This window comes from Glycomyces sp. NPDC048151 (genome assembly GCF_043202775.1).
Taxonomy (GTDB): Bacteria; Actinomycetota; Actinomycetes; order Mycobacteriales; family Micromonosporaceae; genus Glycomyces.
Genome location: NZ_JBIDBB010000006.1, coordinates 33744 through 54544, shown reverse-complemented (window position 1 = coordinate 54544; position 20801 = coordinate 33744). Strand labels below are relative to the sequence as shown.

At 70.9% G+C, this 20801-nt stretch carries 20 protein-coding genes; 15 read left to right on the top strand and 5 right to left on the bottom strand.

The window, feature by feature from the left end:
* Positions 1-18 precede the first annotated feature (18 nt).
* Both ACGGCP_RS15360 and ACGGCP_RS15355 read right to left on the bottom strand, forming a co-directional pair.
* Positions 19-1758: an ABC transporter ATP-binding protein gene (locus tag ACGGCP_RS15360; RefSeq protein WP_392966467.1), complete on the bottom strand. Its 1740-nt coding sequence runs from the start codon at positions 1756-1758 to the stop codon at positions 19-21.
* Entirely contained in the window at positions 1755-3419 is a 1665-nt protein-coding gene (locus ACGGCP_RS15355) for an ABC transporter transmembrane domain-containing protein (RefSeq protein ID WP_392966464.1), read from the bottom strand. Before ACGGCP_RS15355 ends, ACGGCP_RS15360 begins: the two co-directional genes overlap by 4 nt.
* 153 nt (positions 3420-3572) lie before the next feature.
* Between ACGGCP_RS15355 and ACGGCP_RS15350 the strand changes: the two genes are divergently transcribed.
* The 8 genes from ACGGCP_RS15350 (at position 3573) to ACGGCP_RS15315 (ending at position 9326) form a co-directional block, all read left to right on the top strand.
* Positions 3573-3875, top strand: coding sequence for a hypothetical protein (locus ACGGCP_RS15350; protein ID WP_392966461.1), 303 nt, complete (start codon positions 3573-3575; stop codon positions 3873-3875).
* Positions 3876-3977: 102 nt separating this feature from the next.
* Positions 3978-5003, top strand: coding sequence for a FecCD family ABC transporter permease (locus tag ACGGCP_RS15345; RefSeq protein ID WP_392966458.1), 1026 nt, complete (start codon positions 3978-3980; stop codon positions 5001-5003).
* Positions 5000-6232 (top strand): FecCD family ABC transporter permease, encoded by a 1233-nt coding sequence (locus ACGGCP_RS15340; RefSeq protein WP_392966455.1) that lies wholly within the window; start codon positions 5000-5002, stop codon positions 6230-6232. The genes ACGGCP_RS15345 and ACGGCP_RS15340 overlap by 4 nt, the downstream gene beginning before the upstream one ends.
* Positions 6229-7038, top strand: coding sequence for an ABC transporter ATP-binding protein (locus tag ACGGCP_RS15335; protein WP_392966452.1), 810 nt, complete (start codon positions 6229-6231; stop codon positions 7036-7038). The genes ACGGCP_RS15340 and ACGGCP_RS15335 overlap by 4 nt, the downstream gene beginning before the upstream one ends.
* 30 nt (positions 7039-7068) lie before the next feature.
* On the top strand, positions 7069-8055 hold the full coding sequence (locus tag ACGGCP_RS15330; protein WP_392966449.1) for an ABC transporter substrate-binding protein: 987 nt from the start codon (positions 7069-7071) through the stop codon (positions 8053-8055).
* A 98-nt stretch (positions 8056-8153) separates the two neighbouring features.
* Positions 8154-8324 carry a hypothetical protein gene (locus tag ACGGCP_RS15325; RefSeq protein WP_392966446.1) on the top strand — a complete coding sequence of 57 codons (171 nt, stop codon included), beginning with the start codon at positions 8154-8156 and terminating at the stop codon, positions 8322-8324.
* A gap of 10 nt (positions 8325-8334) precedes the next feature.
* Entirely contained in the window at positions 8335-9144 is an 810-nt protein-coding gene (locus ACGGCP_RS15320; RefSeq protein ID WP_392966443.1) for a helix-turn-helix domain-containing protein, read from the top strand.
* Positions 9141-9326 (top strand): DUF397 domain-containing protein, encoded by a 186-nt coding sequence (locus ACGGCP_RS15315; protein WP_392966441.1) that lies wholly within the window; start codon positions 9141-9143, stop codon positions 9324-9326. Before ACGGCP_RS15320 ends, ACGGCP_RS15315 begins: the two co-directional genes overlap by 4 nt.
* A gap of 57 nt (positions 9327-9383) precedes the next feature.
* On the opposite strand, the gene ACGGCP_RS15310 is transcribed toward ACGGCP_RS15315, so the two are convergent.
* The 3 genes from ACGGCP_RS15310 to ACGGCP_RS15300 are packed head-to-tail and all read right to left on the bottom strand — an operon-like array spanning position 9384 to position 12197.
* A complete protein-coding gene (locus ACGGCP_RS15310; protein WP_392966439.1) occupies positions 9384-9905 on the bottom strand; it encodes an isochorismatase family protein in 522 nt (173 codons plus the stop codon).
* Between the two features lie 13 nt (positions 9906-9918).
* A complete protein-coding gene (locus tag ACGGCP_RS15305) occupies positions 9919-10758 on the bottom strand; it encodes a 3-keto-5-aminohexanoate cleavage protein (RefSeq protein WP_392966436.1) in 840 nt (279 codons plus the stop codon).
* A complete protein-coding gene (locus tag ACGGCP_RS15300; protein ID WP_392966433.1) occupies positions 10755-12197 on the bottom strand; it encodes a KamA family radical SAM protein in 1443 nt (480 codons plus the stop codon). Before ACGGCP_RS15300 ends, ACGGCP_RS15305 begins: the two co-directional genes overlap by 4 nt.
* 187 nt (positions 12198-12384) lie before the next feature.
* Here ACGGCP_RS15300 and ACGGCP_RS15295 point away from each other — a divergent pair, with 187 nt between their 5' ends.
* From ACGGCP_RS15295 to ACGGCP_RS15265, 7 genes are all read left to right on the top strand, one after another.
* Complete coding sequence (locus tag ACGGCP_RS15295; RefSeq protein ID WP_392966430.1) at positions 12385-13434, top strand: hypothetical protein; 1050 nt, start codon at positions 12385-12387, stop codon at positions 13432-13434.
* Positions 13431-15020, top strand: a complete 1590-nt coding sequence (locus ACGGCP_RS15290; RefSeq protein WP_392966428.1) for a lysine 5,6-aminomutase subunit alpha — start codon at positions 13431-13433, stop codon at positions 15018-15020. The genes ACGGCP_RS15295 and ACGGCP_RS15290 overlap by 4 nt, the downstream gene beginning before the upstream one ends.
* Positions 15017-15760 (top strand): OAM dimerization domain-containing protein, encoded by a 744-nt coding sequence (locus ACGGCP_RS15285; RefSeq protein ID WP_392966425.1) that lies wholly within the window; start codon positions 15017-15019, stop codon positions 15758-15760. Before ACGGCP_RS15290 ends, ACGGCP_RS15285 begins: the two co-directional genes overlap by 4 nt.
* A complete protein-coding gene (locus ACGGCP_RS15280) occupies positions 15757-16140 on the top strand; it encodes a hotdog domain-containing protein (protein ID WP_392966423.1) in 384 nt (127 codons plus the stop codon). The genes ACGGCP_RS15285 and ACGGCP_RS15280 overlap by 4 nt, the downstream gene beginning before the upstream one ends.
* On the top strand, positions 16137-17465 hold the full coding sequence (locus tag ACGGCP_RS15275) for a glutamate mutase L (RefSeq protein ID WP_392966420.1): 1329 nt from the start codon (positions 16137-16139) through the stop codon (positions 17463-17465). The genes ACGGCP_RS15280 and ACGGCP_RS15275 overlap by 4 nt, the downstream gene beginning before the upstream one ends.
* 81 nt (positions 17466-17546) lie before the next feature.
* Entirely contained in the window at positions 17547-18554 is a 1008-nt protein-coding gene (locus tag ACGGCP_RS15270; protein ID WP_392966418.1) for a serine hydrolase, read from the top strand.
* A 196-nt stretch (positions 18555-18750) separates the two neighbouring features.
* Positions 18751-20685 carry a phosphatase PAP2 family protein gene (locus ACGGCP_RS15265; protein ID WP_392966415.1) on the top strand — a complete coding sequence of 645 codons (1935 nt, stop codon included), beginning with the start codon at positions 18751-18753 and terminating at the stop codon, positions 20683-20685.
* Positions 20686-20801 lie beyond the last annotated feature (116 nt).

The following is a 20801-nucleotide window of genomic DNA, read 5'->3' as shown; positions in this document are numbered from 1 at the left end:
CTCCGTTCGGGCAACCCTTCAGTCGCCCTGCCAGGCGTGCCAGAGCCCCGCGTACACCCCGCCCGCCGCGAGCAGCGCGTCGTGCGTTCCCTCTTCGGCGATGCGGCCGTCCTCGACCACGGCGATCCGGTCCGCCGAGGCCGCCGCCTGCAGCTGGTGCGCGATCGCGATGACCGTGCGCCCTGCGAGCGCCGCCGCCAGCGCGGCCTCCACGTTGCCCGCGCTGGCCGGGTCGATCCCGGCCGTGGCCTCGTCGAGGATGACGATCGGCGGGTCGGCGATGACGACGCGGGCCAGCGCGATCTGCTGCGCCTCAGCCGTGCTGAGCGCGCGGTGCTCGGGGCCGAGCATCGTGTCGAGCCCGGCGGCGACGGCCCATCCGGCGTCGACGCGGCGCAGCGCCGCGAGCAGGTGGGCGTCGTCGGCGTCCGGCGCGGCGAGGACCAGGTTCTCCCGCAGCGTCGCGGTGAACACGTAGTGCTCCTGGGTCACGAGCACGACCCGGCGGCGCAGGTCCTCGACCGGGATGTCGCACACCGGGACGCCGCCGAGCAGCGCGGTGCCCGACCGCGGCCGGTCGATTCCGGCGAGGAGCCGCGCGATGGTCGACTTCCCCGCGCCCGAGGGCCCGACGACGACGAGCCGTTCGCCTTGGCGCGGATGCAGGCTCAACCCGTGCAGCACGTCCGGCCCGTCGCCGTACCCGAAGGTCACGTGCTCCAGGACCAGGTCGGTCCCGTCCGGCTCGGCTGCGCGGGGCTCGGCCTCGATGAGCCCGACGCCTGCGATGCGCGCGAGCGCCGCCGATCCCTGCTGGAACTCGCTGAGGTGGATCATGACGCCGTTGGTGGGGTTGGCGATCCGCACGACCACGGTGATGCCCGCGATCGCGGTGCCGAGGCTCAGGCCGCCTTCGAGGTACCAGAATCCGGCGGCGGCGATCGTGAGGAGCAGTTGCGTCCGGTTGAGCCACAGCAGCAGGAAGAAGAACTCGACCTGCAGCCGGATGAGCCGCTTGAACCGCTCGAACAGGGTCTCGGCCCGCGCGTAGCCGAGGTCGCGCCGCTCTTCCTGCATCGCGAGCGCCGCGACCGTTCGCGAGCCGCTGCCGGACGCCGCGAGCGTCTCGGCCGCCTCGCTCATCGCGGCGCGCTGCGCGGTGAACACGAGATTCGCGTTGCGCAGGTACCGGCGCGCGGCGAGGAGCAGCGGCGGCAGCGTCAGCAGTGACACCAGGCCCAGCAGCGGGTCGACGACGAACAGCGCGAGGTACAGCACCAGCACCTCGATGAGGGAGGTGACGATCGTGGGCCCGTTGTCGCGCAGCAGGTCCGCGACCGTGTTGACGTCGGTCGCGGTCCGCGTCCCCAGGTCGCCGCGGCCTGCCTGCTCGACCCGGTCGAGCGGCAGACCGAGCACCCGGGCGACGACGTCTTCGCGCAGCCGCGCCGCGGCCCGCTCGCCGAACCGGTACCCGGCCCGGCGGCCCAGGCGGCTGAGCACGAACTGGACGGCGACGCACGCGAGGATGACGCCGCACACGAGGTTGACGTCGCCCGCGCCCCAGCCCGCGCCGATCCCGTCGACGACCCGTCCCAGGAGGACCGGGATGGCGACGCTGAATCCGGCTGCGAGCGTGTACATGACGAGGACCTGCGCGGCCGAGGCCCTGTCGGCGGCGAGCAGGTCCCGGAACGCGCGGCGCACCTGCGCAGGGCTCGCGATCGGCAGGCGGGCTCGGGTGTCCGTGGCGCTCATGCGGAGTCTCCGTGCGAGGTGAGGCGTCGGTATTCGGGCTCGGCGAGCAGTTCGGCGTGGGTCCCGGTGGCGTGTACTTTGCCTTCGACCATCCACACGACCCGGTCGGCGTGGACGAGCCACAGCGGCGACGCGGTGACGACCAGGGTCGCCAGTCCGGCGCGTGCGGCGGTGAGCCGCGCGGCGATGAGCGATTCGGTGTGCGAGTCGACCGCCGAGGTCGGCTCGACCGCCAGGAGCGTGCGCGGCTCGGCGGCGAGTGCGCGGGCGAGGCGCAGCCGCTGGCGCTGGCCGCCGGAGAGGTTGCGTCCGCCTTCGGCGATCTGCCCGTCGAAGGTGCTGCCGAGGCCGGTGTACACGTCTGCGGCGCAGGCGGTCGCGATGGCCGCGGTCGCGGCTTCGGTTGTGACCCTGAGGGTTTCGCCGAGGGTCGCTTCGAAGAGGTAGTCCTCGTCGGTGAGCAGCATGATCCGCGTCCGTACGTCGGCGAGGGCGTACGCCTCCAGCGGCTGCGACCCCCACACCGCCTCGGAGTCGCGGTAGCGGGCGAGGCGCTCGCAGGCTTCGGTCGCGGGGGCGGTCTCGGCGGTGACGAGCACGGTGAGCCCGGCGGCGGGTACGTGGAGGCCCGAGTCGGGGTCGCGCAGCTCGCCGGCCTCGCCCCGCAGCGTCCCCTGGTCGTCGACATCCGTTGCGATGGCGAGGAACCGGGTGAGCCGCCCGGCGGCCACCCAGCTGGCGACCAGGTAGTTCGCGGAGATGATGAAGTTCCCGGAGACGGCGATGAAGATGGTGGCGAAGCTGAACGCCGAGGCGAGGCCGCCGATGGAGAGCGCGCCGTCCACGACGAGCAGGGCTCCGGCCCAGGTGATCGCGGCGACGAACACGATCGGCATGGAGCCGCGCAGGGCGTGGATCCACGAGCTGGAGTTCGCCACCGCGTAGCCGCGGTCGCGCAGCGCCGTCGACTGCTCCCGGTACCGGGCGGTGAACAGCAGGTCGCCGCCGATGCCGCGCAGGACCCGCAGGCCGCCGACGATGTCGGCCGCCTGCGCGGTGAGGGAGCCGATCATGTCGCGGTAGTCGGCCTGCGTCCGCTGGAGGCTCTTGAGGAGCGGCCCGGCGACGAGCGCGGTGACGATGCTCCCGGCGATCACGATGCCGCCCAGCAGCGGATGGATCGACCACACCAGGGCCGAGCCGATGGCGAACATGGAGAAGTTGTTGACGAGGAACCCGAGTTCGGTGACCGTGTGGGCGGCCTTGCGCATGTCCTCGCTCGGCAGGTTCACGAGCTCGCCCGCGGAGACGCGCCCGCGCACGCCGGTCCCGGCCGTGTTGAGGTGGTCGGTGAGCCGCTTGACGATGGTCCGCTGGCTCGCGGCGTCGGCGGTGTTGAACTGCCGGTAGCCGAGGACCCAGAACGCCGCCTGTGCGGTGACGGCGACCGCCATGAGCCCCAGCCAGAACGCGACGGCGCCGCCGTCGCGGGCGACGAAGCCCTGGTCGACGACACGGCTGATCATCCACAGCTGCGACATCGCGGCGCCGCCCGCGATGAGGAAGAACAGTGCGCCCAGCGCGATGCGGCCGGTGTGCGGCCGCGCGAGGGCGGAGAGGAAGCGCAGCGGGGGTGGGAGCTGCCGTTGTCTGGAGGGCATGGGATCCAAGCTTACCGGCCGACCGGTATTCCAGAAACCGCTTAATCTGTCGCATTCCCGGCTGTGCCGGGTTTCGCGAGGTCCTGTTTGCACCGCTTCGGATCGGGAACCCAGGTGTCCAAGAACGACAGACACTGAGCGAACGGAATCGACATGGCACACGTCGTCACGCGCTACAACCCCGTCATCGTGCACGTGATCACCGCGGTCTTCGGCATCATCGCGCTGATCATCCTGCTGCACTTGGGTTTCGTCCTCCTGGAAGCGAACCCCCACAACCCGCTGGTGAACTTCATGGCCGACCTCGCCAACTGGTTCTCCTGGCTGTTCCGCGACATGTTCACCGGCATCGAGGACCCGAAGGTCCGCGCCGTCGTGAACTACGGGATCGCTGCCCTGGTCTACCTGCTGATCGGCGGGCTCCTCTCGGGCTTCGGCCGCCGCTGGAACGACTGACCCCATACCCGAAAGACTTGAAGTTTCAAGTGTTTGTGCGGAGGGCCACGTCGGCGGGTGGTGCGCGCTAGTCATTAGGCATGCCTTACCTAATGTTCTCGCGTGCCCGACGCCCACCCGACCACCGACGCGGTCCGCCGCCGCACCCCGGCGCGCACCACCGCGGTGTTCGCCATAGGCATTGCGGCCCTTGCCGTCTGCGTCGCGCTCAGCCTCGCCCTCGGCACCCGCCCCGTGCCCCTGCCCACGGTCGTCGACGCCCTCCTCGGCGACGACGCGAGCCGCGACGCCCTCGCCGTCACCGGCATCCGCCTGCCCCGCACCGTCATCGGCATCGTCGTCGGCGCCGCCCTCGGCCTCGCCGGAGCCGTCTGCCAAGGCGTCACCCGCAACCCCCTCGCCTCGCCCACCACCCTCGGCGTCAACGCCGGAGCCGCCCTCGCCGTCGTCACCGCGATCCACGTCCTCGGCCTCACCCGCCCCGCCGAATTCCTGCCCTTCGCCCTCGCCGGAGCCGCGCTCGCCGCAGCGGCCGTCTTCGCCCTCGCCCGCGGCGCTGGCGACCTCGACCCGGTCCGCCTGGCGCTCAGCGGCACCGTGCTCGCCTCCGTCCTCGCCGCGTGGACCTCCGCGGTCCTCCTCACCTCCGAGCAGACCCTCGACGAAGCCCGCTTCTGGCTCGTCGGCTCCCTCGCCAGCCGCCCCCTCGAGATGCTCGCCCCGGTCGCGGCCCCGCTCGCCGCAGGAACGCTCCTCGCGTTCCTCGTCGCCCCCGCCATGAACGCCCTCAGCCTCGGCGACGACGCCGCCTCCGCCCTCGGCGTCCCGGTCGCCCGCACCCGCCTCCTCGGAGGCATCGCCGTCGTCCTCCTCGCCGCGTCCGCCGTCGCCGTCGCCGGACCGATCGCCTTCATCGGCCTCGCCGCACCCCACCTCGTCCGCGCCGCCGTCGGCGCCGACCACCGGCTCCTCCTGCCCGGGTGCCTCATCGGCGGCCCGATCCTCCTCCTCGCCGCCGACGTCCTCGGCCGCATGATCCTGCGTCCCACCGAGATCGAGGTCGGCATCGTCACCGCCTTCCTCGGCGCGCCCCTCCTCGCCGTCCTCGCCAGGAAGGCCGCCCGATGACCGAACACCACGAGAAAGCGGTCGCCGCCGCCGACCCTGCACAGACCGACAGTGCACCCGGGCCGACGCCGCCCGTCCGGACCCGGCGCGCCGAGAGCGGGGAAAGGCGCCCACCAGTCGCGGCTGCGCCCGCCGGTTCCGAGTCCGAAGGACCGGCATCGAACGCCTCGGCTGCCGCAGCCTCCGCCCTCGCTGCCCGTTCCCACCGCCTCGGCGCCATCGCCCGCCAGCGCCGCCGCGTCGCACTCCTCGCGCTGGCCGGACTCACGCTCCTCGCCGCCGCGATCCTCGCCGGGATCTGCCTGGGGGAGAAGCCCATCGGCCCCGCCCGCGCCCTCGAGGCGCTCTTCCTCGGCACCGGCGACCGAGGCGACGTGCTCCTCGTCGGCCGCTTCCGCACCCCGCGCGTCCTCAGCGCCGTCATCGCCGGAGCCGGACTCGCCGTCGCCGGAGCGGTCCTCCAACGCGTGGCCCGCAACCCCCTCGCCAGCCCCGACGTCGTCGGCATCACCGGCGGCGCGTCCCTCGGCGCGACCGCCGCCGTCGCCCTCGGCCTCGCCGCGCCCCTCACCCCGCTCGCCGCCCTCGGCGGAGGACTCTGCGCCGCAACGATCCTCGGTCTGCTGGCCTGGAAGGGTGGCATCTCACCGACGCGCCTCGTCCTGGTCGGCCTCGCCGTCCAAGCGGGCCTCACCGCCGCCGTGAACCTCTTCATCGTCCGCTTCCCGGCCGAACTCGCCTCCTCGGCACTCCACTGGACCACCGGCTCCCTCTACGGCCGCAACTGGAACGAGACGATCATCGGCGCGACCGCCACCGGCATCGCCATGCTCGCCGCCTTCGCGCTCCACCGCCGCGCCGCCGTCCTCGACCTCGGCGACGACGCCGCCGGAGCCCTCGGCGTCCGCCCCGGCCCCGCCCGCCTCCAACTCCTCGCGGCCGCCGTCGTCCTCGCCTCCCTCGCGGTCGCGCTCACCGGCCCCGTCGGGTTCGTCGCCCTCGCCGTCCCGCACCTCGTCCGCCGCCTCGCCGGACCCCCGACCGCCGGGACCCTCGCCCTCAACGCCCTCGCCGGGGCGCTCCTGCTGCTCACCGCCGACCTCGTCGCCCAGCACGCGCTGCCGCTCGACGGCCTGCCCGTCGGCGTCGTCACCGCCACCCTGGGCGCGCCGTTCCTGCTCGCCCTCCTCGCCCGCCAGAACCGACCCGACCCGAGGACCGCCCGATGACGCACGCCCCCAACGCCATCACCGCCCAGAACCTGCGCATCGGCTACGGCCGCAACACCATCGTCGACGACCTCGACCTCACCCTCCCTGGCGGCCGCGTCACCGCCATCGTCGGCCCCAACGCCTGCGGCAAGTCCACCCTCCTGCGCGGCCTCGCCCGCCTCATCGCCCCCGAGACCGGCACCGTCACCATCGACGGCGACGACGTCCACCGCATGAGCGCCCGCGCCCTCGCCCGCCGCCTCGGACTCCTCCCGCAGCAGCCCACAGCCCCCGAAGGCATCAGCGTCGAAGCCCTCGTCCGCCTCGGCCGCTACCCCCACCAGCGCGCGCTGCGTCCCTGGTCCGAAGCCGACAGCGCCGCCGTCGAGACCGCCCTGGCCCGCACCGGGACGACCGCCCTCCGCGACCTCCCCGTCGACCACCTCTCCGGCGGCCAGCGCCAGCGCGCCTGGATCGCGCTCGCCCTCGCCCAGGACACACCGCTGCTCCTGCTCGACGAGCCGACCACCTTCCTCGACCTGCGGCACCAGCTCGACGTGCTCGACCTCGTCTCCGAACTCAACGCCACCGCCGACCGCACCGTCGTCATGGTCCTCCACGACCTCGGCCAGGCCGCCCGCTACGCCGACCACCTCGTGGTCGTGCGCGACGGCTCGCCTGCGGCGGTCGGCGCACCCGCCGACGTCCTCACCGCTGAGCTCGTCGAAGACGTCTTCGGCGTCCCCTGCCAGGTTGTCCCCGACCCCGAGACCGGCACCCCCCTGGTGGTCCCGCGCGCGAGCGCCCGGCACCGCCGACCCTGACACCCCCTGCACCCGAGAGGAACCCACGAAATGAAGTCCATGTTGAGGGCCGCAGCGGCCCTGCTGGCCGCCGCCGCGCTGGCCGCCACGGCGGCCTGCGGCGCGGCCACGGCCACCGGCGACGCCGCCGAGCAGCAGTCCGACACGACCGGCGCGTTCCCGCGCACCGTCGCGCACGCCATGGGCGAGACCGAGATCCAGGCACAGCCCGAGCGGGTCGTCGTCCTCGACTCCGGCGAGCTCGACGACGTCACCCTCCTCGGCATCGAACCGGTCGGCGCGGTCTCCCCGCACTTCAAGACCTCGGGCGGGTTCCCCGACTACCTGGCCTCGATGACCGAGAACACTGTGGACGTCGGCCCGATGGAGGAGCCCGACCTCGAGAAGATCGCCGAGCTCGCGCCGGACCTCATCCTCTCCTCGAAGATCCGCCACGAGGCCATCTACGCCGACCTCGCCGCCATCGCGCCCACCGTCTTCACCGAGACCACCGGCGTGACCTGGAAGGAGAACCTCGCCGTCCACGCCGAGGCCCTCGGCCTCGAAGACGAGGCCGCAGCGGCTCTCGACGCCTACGAGACTCAGGCCGCAGCGCTCGGCGACGCCATCGAAGCCGCCTACGGCGAGATGCCCACCGTCTCGGTCGTCCGCTTCGTCGCGGGCCCGACCCGCCTGTACCAGAAGGCGACCTTTTCCGGCGTGATCCTCCAGGACGTCGGCGTCGCCCGCCCCGAGTCGCAGGACGTGGACGACTTCGCCCTCGAAGTCGGCCCCGAGCAGATCGACCTGGCCGACGCCGACCTGGTCTTCGTCACCGCCGCGGACATCCCGGAGAACACCGAGCAGGAGGCGGCCCAGGACAACCCGCTCTGGACCGAGATGGAGGCCGTGAAGAACGGCAAGGTCTTCAACGTCAAGGACGAGATCTGGATGAGCGGCATCGGCATCCAGTCCGCCCGCCTCGTCCTCGCCGACCTCGCCGCCGCGGCAGGCGTCGAGCTCCCGAACGCCGAATAACAGACCCCGGCCGCTCCCCGCTCGAACAGGGGAGCGGCCGGTCACCATCGAGCGAAACGGCGTTGCCGCATCGCCGCCCAGGTGACAGGCTTGCCACCATGACCGACCCGATCGCCGAACTCCGCACCCGCTACCGGGCCCACACCTGGACCCCGGTCGGCATCGGTCACTCCGACGCCCACGTGTTGGTGCGGCAGAACGCCGTTCATTACTGCCGAGCCCCACTGGCAACCAGTGTTGAGGTGTTGCTCAGTGGACTTTGCATGTGACACTGAGTGAATGTCGACTTCATCGATGCTTCGCAGGCAGGTTGGGCGCGAGCTCGAAACGATGCGGCTTGCCGCAGGAGTTCCCTTGTCAGACAAGGGAGCCGCCGAGATTGTGGGCTCCACGCGAACCCTCAAGCGGCTTGAATCTGGCGAGCGAGTCCGCCTGACCTATCCGGTGATCGGTGGCCTCTGCGACTTCTACGGGGCGCCCTCGCAGCGACGGTTTGAGCTGCAACGCATTTGGCAGCTCGTGGATGAGCGGACCTGGTCGCAGCCCAGCCACGCTGTGGTCGCATCTGGATTCGATGCATACGTGGAGTTCGAGCGAATCGCCACGCGGTTCGACTTGTACGAAACGGTCTTCATCCCTGGGCAGTTCCAGACCGAGCACTACATGGTGCGAAGCTTCCAGAACAACCCGTTGATTGAGCGGAGCCAGATCGCAAAGCTGGTGGAGCGCAGGCTCGGGCGGCAAGAGGTGCTTGAGGCGCGCAACCCAGCACCAGAACTCCGTGTCCTGATGTCTGAAGCAGCGCTTCGGTACGGCTGTGAGGAGGAGCAGATCCAGCGCCTTCTGGAGGAGGATGCGAAGCCGAACGTCACCATCAGGTACGTGCCCTTCGACGGCGGGCCGCCACATGAATTGAGCGCCCCCTTCCACGTACTATCCTTCAGTGACAGCGCTGACCCCAACGTCGTCTATCTGGAGAGCCCCTACGAGCGGCGTTTCTACGAGAATCGCGAGGTCGTGGCCCACTACCTTCGGATCATCGACGCGGGCGACCAGCGCGCCAGGTCGATGAGGGAGTTCGAGCAATGAGCCGTGCCGATTGGCGCAAGTCCAGCAGAAGCAGCAACTCCGCAGATAGCGCCTGCGTTGAGGCCCGCGCAGCAGAGCGCGGCTTCCAGGTTCGCGACAGCAAACTGGGTGAAGGTTCTCCGATCTTCGACCTGAAGACGGCCGACTTCGCGGGGCTGCTGAAGGCGGCAGGCCACAACTAGCGACCATGCGTTTGTGAGGACCGGCCGCAATGCGGCCGGTCCTCACAAACGTTGTGCCTAGGATTCGCTGTGCCAGCTGAGGTCCGCCGCAGTGATGACCTCGCCGAAGCGGGGGAGGTTCAGGTTCACTGCCGCTTCGTGTTCAGCGAGGGTGAGCGCGCTCATCGCATCCTTCACGAACACCAGCTCGTACCCGTGATCCGAAGCGGCCCTCGCGGTCGACTCGACTCCGAGGTTTGTCATGATCCCGGCCATCACCAGCGTCTCGGCACCGAGACGCTTGAGAGTCGCTTCAAGCTCAGTGTTGTAGAAGCCGCCGATGCTGCGCTTGATTACAACCGCATCGGCAAGCTCCGCGATCGCCTCTGTCAGTTCGCTTCCCGGCGGCTGCTCGTCCACGTTCGGGCGTTCGACCCGGATCGCCACCACCGGGACGCCCGCTTTGCGGGCGTCCTCGGCGAGGGCGATCGAGGTCGCGAGCACAGCCGCACCGGAGTGCGGCGCGATGTCGAGGTCGAGGAGCCGTGGCATGAGGTCGACCAGGGCAAGCGAAGTCCGTTGGGGGTCAAGAACAGTCATGTGTCGACACTAGTCAGTCGGCGTCGCGCATCCGCAGCAGCTTCCGGGCCTCAACGGTCGTGATCGCGGGCCGCTGCGCCAACGCCGCCGCCTCAGCCGCCCGCTCGACCAGCTGGTCGTTGCCCGTGACCGGCTGCCGCCGCGCGAACGAGACCGTGTCCTCCATGCCTACCCGCAGGTGCCCGCCGTGGGCAAGCGAAGCGAACATGACCGGGAGCGTCATGCGGCCGATCCCGGTGGCGGAGAACGTGGTTCCCTCCGGCAGATACCGTCGCACGCCCTCAGCGAAGGCCGCCACGGTCGAGGCGTCCCCGGCCGCGCCGCCCGGCACGCCCAGTACGAAGTCGACGTGGACGTGGCCGCCGAAAGGCAGCCCCTCCTTGTCGAGCAGCCGCTCCAGCCCGGCGAGGTGCCCCAGGTCGAACAGCTCGTATTCGGGCACGACCGCCTTGTCCTGCATGCGTTTATGCAGTTCGACGATGAACTCCCAGCGGTTCATGAACACGTCGTCGCCGAAGTTCACCGTGCCCATCGTGCACGAGGCCATGTCCGGCTCGGCGTCGAGCACGGCGAGCCGGGCCGCCTCGCCGTCGCGGACCGAGCCGCCCGTCGAGAGCTGCACGATGAGATCCGTCGTGTCACGAAGGGCCGCAACGGCATCGCGCAGTCGCACTGGGTCGAGCGTCGGCTTGGCGTCGTCATCTCGCAGGTGCACGTGGATGATCGAAGCCCCGGCCTGCTCACACCGCTTCGCGGTGTCGACCAGCTCGTCGAGTGTCACCGGCAGCGCCGGAACCTCGGCTTTGTCGACCTCGGCCCCGGTGGGCGCCACGGTGATCAGGGTGCCGGTCATGCGACCTCAGCTGCTTCGTCGTGCAGCGCCACGGCCTGGCGCGACTTCGCGGCGGCCGCGTTACCGGCCTCCTTGACGTGGACCGGCGGGTGCATGTTGCGCCACCACTCCTGCCCGGCCTTGGGCAGCGTGTCGATCGGGTCGTAGAACGGGTAGCGGCGAGTCAACGCATCCGGGTCGTGGGCCTCGATCGAGGTCCGGTAGTTCTTGGTCCAGTAGGAGATCCCGAGCTCGCGGTCGTACGCCTCGAGCTGGTGGACCCACCGCTTGCCGACCATCGGCACGTCGCAGATGATGCGCGGCGTCGCGTACCCGGGCAGGTACCCCATGATCGCGGTCTGCAGCTCCTGCGCCTGCGCGACCGAGGTGCGCCAGTGCTCGGCGTTGGGGATCATGTCGCACATGTAGAAGTAGTACGGCAGGATGTTCGCCTCGCCCTGCAGCGCGAAGCACAGGTCGAGCAGGTCCGCCTGGGTGTCGTTGACCCCGCGCATGAGCACGCCCTGGTTGCGCACGTCGCGCACGCCCGCGTCGAGCATCGCGGCCGCCGCCCGCGCCACGGCCGGGGTCACCGAGTTGACGTGGTTGATGTGCGTGTGGATCGCGAGGTTGACGCCCTGCCCGGCCGCGCGCTTGGCGACGCGGGCCATGCCCTCGACGATCTCGTCCTGCAGCCAGTGCTGCGGAAGACCCATGAGCGCCTTGGTGGCCAGGCGGATGTCGCGGATCGTCTCGACGTCGAGGAGCCGGTCGAGGAACCGCTCCAGCTGCTTCCAAGGCAGGTTCGCCACGTCGCCGCCCGAGACGACGACGTCCCGCACGCCCGGGTGGGTGTCGAGGTAGTCGAGGATCGCCGTCTGCCGGTCGACCGGTTTGAGTGCGAGCCGCCGCTTGTCTACTGTGGGCGTCGAGTTGCCGACGAGGTCCATGCGGGTGCAGTGCCCGCAGTACTGGGGGCAGGTCGAGAGGAGCTCGGCGAGCACCTTCGTCGGGTACCGGTGGGTGAGGCCCTCGACGGCCCACATGTCGTGCTCGTGCAGCGAGTCGCGGGTCGCGAACGGGTGCGACGGCCAGTCCTGGTGCCGGTCGGAGGCGACCGGGAGCATGTAGCGGCGCACCGGGTCGGCGTAGAACGCGTCGGTCCACGAGCCGGGGGCGGTCTCCTCGATCGCCGGCGCCATCGTGTTGAGCATCTGCGGCGGCAGCAGCATCGACATAGTCGCCGAGCGCTCCATGTCCGCCGCGAGGTCCTCGTAGAACGACTCGTGGAGCCGGTCGCCCACGACCTCCCGCAGCTGCTTGACGTTCTTGACGCAGTGCACGCGCTGCCACTGCGCCGAGGCCCAGTCGGCCTCGGTCACGTCCGCCCAGCCGGGGAACCGCGTCCAGTCCGGCTCGACCAGCCTGCGACGCCGGTACTGGTAGGGCTGCTCGATCACGGGCGCTGTGTCTCCCGTAGGTCGATCCGACACCTTCTCACCTCCATGTCCGGGCTGTTGGCCCAGGGAAACCTCGCAGACGGGGATGACCGTCCTTGTGACGAGGATAACCTTCCGTTACTGTAGTGCGCTAGGTCCCGCATATTGAGACTCTATAAACACACTGCTACCAAGAAGGGCGGCAACGATGTCGACAGGCTCACCGGTCGGATCGCACCGAGTCGTCAGCCCCGCCGGAGCGCTGCCACAAGCGGCCGACCGGCTCGACCCGAACCCCGAGATCGCCGAGGACGAGGTCCGCATCAGCGTCGAACGCCTCAACCTCGACGCGGCCTCCTACCGGCAGCTCCACACCTCCCACGGCGGCGACGGCGAAGCCATCCGCGCCGAGGTCCTCGGCATCATCGAGCGGCGCGGCAAGATGCACAACCCCGTCACCGGCTCCGGCGGCATGCTCATCGGCACCGTCGACGAGGTCGGCCCCCGATCCCCACTCGGCCTCAAAGCGGGCCAGAAAGTCGCCACCCTCGTCTCCCTTACCCTCACCCCGCTGCACATTGATGATCGATTGGCGCGCTGGGACGGCACATCCGAGCAGGTTCCGACCAGCGGGCACGCGATCCTCTTCGGCCGCTCCATCGCCGCCGTCCTCCCCGACGACCTCCCCGAACACCTCGCGCTCGCCGTCCTCGACGTGTGCGGCGCACCCGCGCTCGTCCGCAGGGTCGTCGAACGGCGCGGCCCGGACACCACCGTCGCCGTCCTCGGCGCCGCCGGGAAGTCCGGCTCCCTCTCCCTCGCCGCCGCCCGCGACGCGGGCGCGCAGACCGTCGTCGCCGTCGTCCGCGACGAGATCGAGGACGCCCAGCTGCGCGGCTCCCACCTCGCCGACGCGATCGTCATCGCCGACGCCACCGACCCCCTCCGCCTCTCCCGGAAGGTCACCGAAGCCCTCCACGGACGCGGCGCCGACGTCACCGTCGTCTGCGTCGACGTCCCCGGCTGCGAACACGGCGCGATCCTCGCCACCGCCGAAAACGGCACCGTCGTCTTCTTCTCCATGGCCACCTCCTTCCCGGCCGCCGCCCTCGGCGCCGAAGGCCTCGCCGCCGACGTCGAGATGCTCATCGGCAACGGCTACGTCCCCGGCCACGCCGACTACGCCCTCCACCTGCTCAGAGAGAACCGGCACCTCAAAGACCTCTTCATCGACCGCGTCGGGAAGGAAGAAGCGTGACCGCCGAACTCCCGCTCGACCCCGCCGTCGTCGCCCAAGCCCGCCGCCTCGCCGCCAAAGCCGCACAACCCGTCGTCGACCTGGCCCGCAGCCACACCACCGTCTCCGTCGAACGCGCCACCCTCCGCCTCGCCGGACTCACCGGCGCCGACCCCGACGGCATCCCCTGGGTCAACCGCCTCGCCGACGCCGTCCAAGCACAGGTCGGCATCGAACACGGCATCGCCCTCCCGGTCTTCCACGCCCTCAAGGACTTCCCCGACCTCGAACGACTCGCCCACGCCGCCGCCGCGGACGGCGTCCGCTTCACCCTCCCCACCGGCGGCGACGCCGACACCGCCCGCCAACGCGCGCAAGCCGCCGTCCAAACAGGCTTCGACCGCATCGACCAGTCCAGAAGCCGCAGAGACGAACTCGTCGCCGAGATCGGCGACCCGCCCCAGCGCCCCTGGATCTACCTCATCGTCGCCACCGGCGACATCTACGAGGACATCCCGCAGGCACAAGCCGCCGCCAAAGCCGGAGCCGACGTCATCGCCGTCATCCGCTCCACCGGACAGTCCCTCCTGGACTACGTCCCCGAAGGCGCCACCCGCGAAGGCTTCGCAGGCACCTACGCCACCGGCGAGAACTTCCGGCTCATGCGCGCCGCCCTCGACGAGACCTCCCGCGAGGTCGGGCGCTACATCCGCCTCACCAACTACGCCTCGGGCCTGTGCATGCCCGAGATCGCCGCGCTGGCGGGCATGCACCGGCTCGACATGATGCTCAACGACTCGATGTACGGCATCCTGTTCCGCGACATCAACCCGAGCCGCACCTTCGTCGACCAGCGCTTCAGCCGCCAGGTCCACGCCCGCGCCGGGATCATCATCAACACCGGCGAGGACAACTACCTGACGACGGCCGACGCGGTCGAGGCCGCGCACACGGTCACCGTCTCGCAGCTGCTCAACGAGCGGTTCGCGCACGAGGCCGGGCTCCCGGACCCGCTGCTCGGCCTCGGGCACGCGTTCGAGATCAACCCCGAAGTGCCCGAGTCGTTCCGGCTCGAGCTCGCGCACGCGCTCCTGGCCCGGCAGCTGTTCCCGGACGCGCCATTGAAGTGGATGCCGCCGACGAAGCACATGACCGGGGACGTGTTCCGCGGCAACCTCCTCGACGGGTTCTTCAACCTCGCCGGGGTCATGACCGGGCAGTCGATCCTCCTGGTGGGCATGATGACCGAGGCGGTCGTCACCCCCTGGCTCTCCGACCGCGACATCGCGCTGCAGAACGTCCGGTACGTGCTCAACGCGTGCGCCGGGCTCGCCGAGGACTTCCACCCGCCCAAGGACGGCTTCATCGCGGGCCGCGCCAACCAGGTCCTCGGCGAGGCCGTCGACCTCCTCGGGAAGATCGTCGACGACGGCCTGCTCAACGCCATCGCCGACGGCACGTTCGGCATCATGAAGCGCCCCGCCGACGGCGGCCGCGGCCTCGACGGCGTCGCGAAACGCGCCGACGACTACTGGAACCCGGCATCGGACATCCTGGACGACTCGAGCTCAGGCTCCGCTCGCAAGCTTCACGGAGGCGACAGATGAGCCGCATCATCAGGCCCTACGGGGACACCACCGGCGACGGCATGGTGCAGCTCTCCTTCACCCTGCCCGTCCCGCACGACAAACGCGCCGAGGGCGCGGCCCTCCAGCTCGCCGCCAAGATGGGCCTCGACGGGGCGATGCTCGTGCACGCCAAGGCTATCGGCGACGGCTACACGTTCTTCGTCGTCTACGGCGCGTCCACCCACCTCGTCAACCTCGACGAGGTCAAAGTGGTCGAGAAGGACTACCCGCACCTGAGCCCCAAGGACGTCAACGACGCCATCCGCGAGAGGCTCGGCCGCAAGCTCTGCGTCGTCGGCGCCTGCATCGGCACCGACGCGCACACCGTCGGCATCGACGCGATCCTCAACATCAAGGGCGTCGCGGGGGAGAAGGGCCTGGAGTACTACCGGGAGCTGCGCGTCGTCAACCTCGGCGCGCAGGTCGCCGTGCCCGACCTCGTCAACCGCGCGGTCGACGAGGAAGCGGATGCGGTCCTCGTCAGCCAGGTCGTCACGCAGAAGGACGCCCACCTGCACAACACCCGCGAGATGTCCGCCGCGTTCCGCGAGGCGCTGCCTCCCGGCAAGCGGCCCCTGCTCGTCGTCGGCGGCCCGCGCTTCGACGAGGGCGCCGCCCACGAACTCGGCGTCGACCGCATCTTCACACGCGGCACCACACCGTCCGATGTGGCCTCCTACCTCGTCCACCGCCTCGTCACCATGAAGGAGCCCGCATGAGCGCCAACCACGACGGCGTCTCGGTGACCCACCGCCGCTACATCTCCTACAGCCACGCCCACTACGGCGGGAACCTCGTCGACGGCGCGTTCGGACTGGGCCTGTTCGGCGACGTCGCCACCGAGCTGTGCATCCTCACCGACGGCGACGAGGGCCTCTTCGCGTCCTATACGGACGTGCAGTTCAAGGCCCCCGTGAAGGCCGGGGACGTCGTGGAGGCCACGGCCACGGTGATTCGCACGGGCCGCCGCAGCCGCACCGTCGAGTTCACGCTCAAGGTGGTCTGCCGCGCCGAGCCGGAACGCGGCGACTCGGCGGCGGCCGTGCTCGACGAGCCGATCGTCGCCACGACCGCGACAGGCACCGTGGTAGTCCCGTGACGAACGCCGTCGTCTGCGTCGACGTCGGTTCGACCTACACCAAGGCCGCCGCCGTCGACGCGGACTCCGGCGCCCTCCTCGGCGCCGCCTCCCGCCCGACCACGATCGGCACCGACGTCATGGAAGGCCTGCGCGCGGCAGCAGGCGAAGCCACGCCCAAGGGCGCCAACGTCGTCGACACCCTCGTCTGCTCCTCAGCGGGCGGAGGCCTGCGCCTCGCCGTGATCGGCAACGAGCCCCTGGTCACCGCCCGCGCCGCGTACCGGGCCGGGCTCAGCGCCGGGGCCAAGGTGGTCGACGTGCGCGCCGGGGACCTCGCGGCAGGGGACTTCGTCGAGCTCGCCGCCGCCCGCCCCGACGTGATCCTCCTGGCCGGAGGCACCGACGGCGGCGACGAGACCGCGCTGCGCGCGCACGCCGCAGCGCTCGCCGAGTCCGGCTCCCGCACTCCGGTCGTCCTGGCGGGCAACGCGGACGCGGCCGACGACGTCGCCGCGCTCCTCACCGCAGCCGGGATCGCCACGACCACCGTCGCGAACGTCCTGCCCCGCATCGGCGTCCTCAACCCCGTCCCCGCCCGCACCGCGCTGCGCGAGGTCTTCCTGCGCCACGTCATCGCCGGGAAGCACCTCTCCGCCAGCGCCGACTTCACGCGCATGGTCAAGGCCGCCACGCCCGACGCCGTGCTCACTGGCGTGGAACTGCTCGCCGAGACCACCGGGGCCGACCTCCTCGTGGTCGACGTCGGCGGGGCGACCACCGACGTCTACTCGGTGCTCACCCCCGACGCCGAACGCGAGGGCCCGCGCGCCGAAGTCGCCGGGACCGCCTGGCGCTCAAGGACCGTCGAAGGCGACCTCGGGGTCCGGCACACCGCCGTCGGGATCGTCGAGGCCGCCGACGAGGAGGACCTCGCCACGAACTGGGACCTCCCTGAGGCCGCACGCCTGCGGGCGGCGAACCCGGCGTTCCGGGCGAGCGACCCGGCCGATGACGCCGAGCTGAGCGCGCTCGCCGCCCGCATCGCGGTGCGCCGCCACGCCCGCGGCGAGCGCATCGGCGGCCCGACCGAACCGCTGCGCGGCGGCAAGGACCTTGCGGCAGTGAGCCTCGTCGTCGGCTCCGGCGGCATTCTCCGCCGCGACCCCGACGCCGTGATCTGGCTGCGGGAGGCGGTAGGGGAGGACACTTCAGGGGGCGTGCGGCCGCCCAAGGACGCCCGCTTCGCGATCGACGTGGACTACCGGCTCGCCCCGGCCGGGCTCCTGGCCGCGAACGGGCACCGGGACGCCGCGATCGGCCTCCTGGCGTCCACATCGTTCTGAAACGGGGCAACCGTTCGCACCCTCTCGCGCGTAGACCTGAAGGACATCCCTCAAGACCTTGCAAGCCAACGAAAGGCGACCATGGAACGACGCGATGTAATCAAGCTCGGCGCCGCCGTGACCGCTGGCGGCGCGATCCTCGGCTCCGCCTCCGCCGCGCACGCGGAGCAGTCGACCGCTCAGGCCGTCGTCACGACCGCCTCCCAGATCAAGGCGGTCTGGGACACCGAGACGGCGAAGGCCGGCGGCACCTGGCAGGGGTACGTGACCCTCCTCAACGGCACGGCGGCCCCCGTCGTCGCCGTCAACAAGAGCTCCACGAGCATTCAGACCGCCGCGAGCATGAACAAGCTCGGCATCGCGCTCGGCGTGCTCGACAAGATCGACCGAGGCGAGCTCGCGCTCGACGACCGGATCACGCTCACCCCCGAGATCATCCTGACCGGCTCGGGCTTCTACTTCCACCAGACCGCGTACGGCGACGAGATCACCGTCGCGAACGTCCTGGTCGCGATGCTCCTGACCTCCGACAACACCTCAGTGCGGCTGTGCGGCCTGGTCTGCCCGCCCGCGGAGATCAACGAGACGCTGGCCGCGAAGGGCTTCACCGACACCCGCGTGATCCCCAACCCGGCCAACCCGAACCGCATGTGGCTGGGCGACACCACGACGTTCGAGACCAACGACCTGCTCACGCGGCTCGCAAAGGGCGAGCTGCTCTCCGCGAACAGCACGAGCTTCTTCCTCAACGTGCTCAAGGGGCTCAGCGGCTACCACGACGGGTTCCGCCGCAACATGTCCTCGGTCGAGCGCTCGCGCATCGCCATGAAGTACGGCGCGGACGACGCCAACCGCAACGAGTCCGGCGTGGTCTACAGCGCCTCGGGCGCCCCGGCCCTCGTCTACTCGTTCATGGCCCAGTACACCGACCACTGGGGCAACTACGGCGCGACCCACCCGGCCGTCCAGGCGCACGCCGCCATGGGCCGCAAGATGTTCGACATCGTGAACGCGGCGGGCACTGCCGCTTCGGACGCGGTGACCCTCGAAGTGGAGCCCGAAGCCCTCAACGGCGGCCTGACCCAGTAAGCCAGGAAGTCGAGTCCCGGCCGCGGTGCGGCCGGGACCTCGTGCTCTGCAAACGTTAGCCAGCGTGCAGGCCCCGCTCACCGGCTCGCTACGATCCGTTCACCGCGCATCGCGAGAGTGTTGCTCGCAACCAGTTTCGCGGCGCCGCCCCCGAGGCCGCGAGGCCTTGCCCTCATCGCACTGAATCGAGCACAACATGCCAGGACAACAGCACACGATCGGCCGCCGCGCGCTCCTCGCGGGCTCCGCCGGGATCGTCGCCGCCGCGGTCGCAAGCGAATCCGCCGCCGCGAGCACGCCGACTAGCGCGCTCCAGTCCACAGTGGAAGATTCTCCCGTCCGGTGGGCCCAGTACGACGGCCCCGCGTTCGTGGACACCTACTCCACCAACACCACCGCGAACACCACGGCCGAGACCAACGCCGCCGTCCGCGCGCTCAGCGGCATGGAGGACCTCTGGCAGACCGGCTCGGCCTGGAACAACGGGACCGTCGTCGACGAGGACGCCCTCGGCGACAACGTCGAGCACTGCGCCGAGGTCACCGCGAACCGCACCGACGCCGAAGCCAAGCAGGCCTTCATCTTCGACCGGCAGCACCAGAGCTACAGCGCCATCGGCGGCCTCGGTCCTCTCGAAGCGGTCTACAAGTCCGGCGCGAAGGCCGTCACCGCGATCACCAGCGCCCCGGACGGCGTCCCGGCGGGCCCGATCAGCGACTCCGTCCCCGCCGACGCCCCTGCGGGCTCCGCGAACGGCTCGGGCGCGACCGACTCCGCGCTCGGCAAGGTCGCCCAGCTCGTCAACGCCGTCCGCGGCGACTTCACCTCCTCGAACCCCAGCAAGTTCGCCTACCAGTACCCCCGGCCCTGGCGCATGAACGGCGACAGCGCGATCGTCGAGACCGGCGGCATCCCCGTCCTCGGGGTCCCCGACTACGAGTCCGAGGTCAAGGTCGCCCCGCAGCTGCTGCGCCAGCGCTCCACGAAGCCCGCTGACGACGGCGGCTTCCCCTCCGGCCACACCAATGCCGCATGGCTCGCCGCTTTCGCCCTCGCGTACGCGGTGCCCGAGCGCTACCAGGAGCTCATCACCCGCGCCTCGGAAGTGGGCGACTCGCGCATCGCCGCAGGTATGCACTCCCCGGTCGACGTCATCGGCGGCCGCGTCCTCGGCACCGCCCTCGCGGCCGCGACCCTCTACAACCCGGTCAACGCCGAGCTCAAGGCCGCCGCCCGCGCGCAGGCCGTCGAGTACTTCACGTCGGTCACCGGCGTCTCCGCCGACGAGCTCTTCTCCTACGCGCACAGGGAAGGCGTCGACACCGACCAGTACGCCGACCGCGAGGCCAACCGCGCCGCCCACACCCCGCGCCTGACCTACATCCTCGAACGCGGCCGCTCCGACGCGGCCATGACCGTCCCCAAGGGCGCCGAAGTGCTCCTGGAGACGCGGCTGCCCTACCTCGACGCCGAGCAGCGCCGCGAGGTCCTGCGCACCACCGCCCTCAAAGCCGGGTACCCGATCCTCGACGGCCCCGAGAACTGGGGCCGCCTCGACCTCTTCACCGCCGCAGACGGCTACGGCCGCTTCGACGGTGACCTCACGGTGGCCATGGACGCCGCGAAGCACGGCTTCCACGCCGCCGACACCTGGCGCAACGACATCGGCGGCACCGGCAGGCTCACCAAGGCCGGCACCGGCACCCTGACCCTCACCGGCGACAACTCGTACTCCGGCGGCACGGTCGTGCAGGAAGGCGTCCTCAGGGCCGCCTCCGCGAGCGCCCTCGGCAAGGGCGGCGCCACCGTCACCGGCGGCGCCCTCGACGTCGCCGCCCCGCAGCTCGAACTGCGCGCCCTCGCCCTGTCGAACGCGACCCTCCAGGTCTCCCTGAACGACGAAGGCGAACCCGCACTCGAGGTCGAGAAGCAGGTCACCCTCGACGCGGGCGCGGTCCTCAAGATCGCCCTCGACCCGCAGCGCCCGCCCGCCGCGGGCGTCGAACTCCCCGTCATCAAGGCCAAGGAGGTCAAGGGCACGTTCGCCGAAGTCGTGCTCGACGTCCCCGGCTACACCGCCGCGGTCACCTACGAGAAGAAGCGCGTCAAGGTCCGCATCAGCGCCGCCTGAACCGCCCCGTGAACCCGGGCCCCGGCCGCCGCGCGGCCGGGGCCTCCGTTCGCCGACCGCTCGTCGCCCGTTCCCCGACCGCCCACATAGTAATCGATGATTATCAATGCTTCTGA